Below are 1,615 nucleotides of genomic sequence, written 5' to 3'. Positions count from 1 at the left end.
TGTAACTGGATAAGAAATCGCCCGCAATCGGCAACTTTTCATACCGCCAAACGTTGGTGTCAATTTCGAAGCGACACTCCCAACTCAAAAGACACTTTGAAATTAAAAATCTATAAATAATGAAAAAATTATTCCTCTTCTTAAATGTTGTTATCGTTTTATCTTGTAACCAACAACAAGACAAATATTATATGCCTGCCGAATGGGAGCAACAAGATGCTGTTTGGCTAGGTTGGGAGGCAGACAGTTCACTTGGCTTTTATCCTGTGGTAGCAGAAATGATAAAAACACTTACACCGACTGTAACTGTGAAAATTGCATTTGATTCCGACAGTTTAATGCAGACTGCTAAAAATTATTTGAAACGCCAACAAATAGACACTTCAAATATTAGGTTCTATGTAATGCCAGGAGACCGTTACTGGATTAGAGATCATGGTGCAGCATTTTTGATAAATATTAAAGGAGAATTAGGTGTGGCCGACTTTGATTGGAATCATTATGGCTTTCCTCAATTTTTGAAAGAAAAAAACAATAATAATCAAGACAGCGTAAACAAGTATCTTAACAAGATATTGCCATCTATTAATAAATCAGGAGCAGTAGATAGTTTGATGGCTGTTGCAGAAGGTGCAAAAATTTTCAAGACCAAAGTTGTTACCGAAGGCGGAAATATAGAAGTAAATGGAGAGGGGACACTCATTGTATGTGAGTCTGCTATGAAAAACCGCAATCCTGAACTGACCAAAGAATTTATGGAAAGTGAACTCAAAAATGTTTTGGGCGTATCAACAGTTATTTGGATCAAACAAGGATTAGCAGAAGACCCTAATGGTTTTTACAGACGAATAATAGGCAATTATGTTGGTGGAGGCGTTCAACATTCTGATGAATTTGTACGTTTTTCAAATGCAAATACTATTTTATTGGCTTGGGTTGACGAAGCAGAAAAGGATTTGAACCCAATTAATAAAATGAATTATCAACGACTAAATGAGACCTTTCAAACATTAAAAAATGCGACTGACCAAGACGGCAAACCATTCAATATTGTAAAAGTTCCTCTGCCAGATTTGATAACAAAGAAAATAGTAGCAATCCAAGATTATACTTCAAAGGTATCATACGACATACCTGCAAATCGTTTTTATATTTCCGAAGCCCCAAAAGTTGGAGATACTTTACTTAGAGTTCCAGCCTCAAGCTATTTAAACTATTTAGTAACGAATGGACTTGTGCTTATTTCAAGTTATACATCGGAAGGCTCATCAAAAGAAAAGGAAGATAGGGTTCGGAAAATATTTGAAGAACAATTTCCCAAAAGAAAAATTGTATTCATAAATGCAATGCCTCAAAATTGGCACGGTGGTGGTATTCACTGTTCGACACAGCAGCAACCAAGAACGAGACCATGAAATTTGTACCTAATTTAACAAAAGCAACAGCCACCAACAGCACCTACCCAAAAGGCGGGGTTACGTGTTCCAAAGACAGATTTGTGGTTAATCAAACATTAGTTTTTCAAATCAAATTTTGTGGTAAAAGTCCCGCCCTTCGGGTAGCTGCAAAACGTTAGCAAAATTTAGAAAATGGCGTGAAACGATGAAATTACTGA

General features: G+C 36.3%; 2 protein-coding genes. Both read left to right on the top strand.

Annotation, left to right across the window (positions count from 1 at the left end; genetic code table 11):
- Nucleotides 1–119: 119 nt before the first annotated feature.
- Nucleotides 120–1,415, top strand: a complete 1,296-nt coding sequence (locus ACOYLT_RS11915) for an agmatine deiminase family protein (RefSeq protein ID WP_422854054.1) — start codon at nt 120–122, stop codon at nt 1,413–1,415.
- Nucleotides 1,412–1,576, top strand: a complete 165-nt coding sequence (locus ACOYLT_RS11910; protein ID WP_422854053.1) for a hypothetical protein — start codon at nt 1,412–1,414, stop codon at nt 1,574–1,576. Before ACOYLT_RS11915 ends, ACOYLT_RS11910 begins: the two co-directional genes overlap by 4 nt.
- Nucleotides 1,577–1,615 lie beyond the last annotated feature (39 nt).

The sequence above is a fragment of the Flavobacterium sp. genome, assembly GCF_049318185.1.
Taxonomy (GTDB): domain Bacteria; phylum Bacteroidota; class Bacteroidia; order Flavobacteriales; family Flavobacteriaceae; genus Flavobacterium.
The sequence above is the reverse complement of the archived record's forward strand: the minus strand, read 5'-3'. Positions and strand labels throughout refer to the sequence as shown.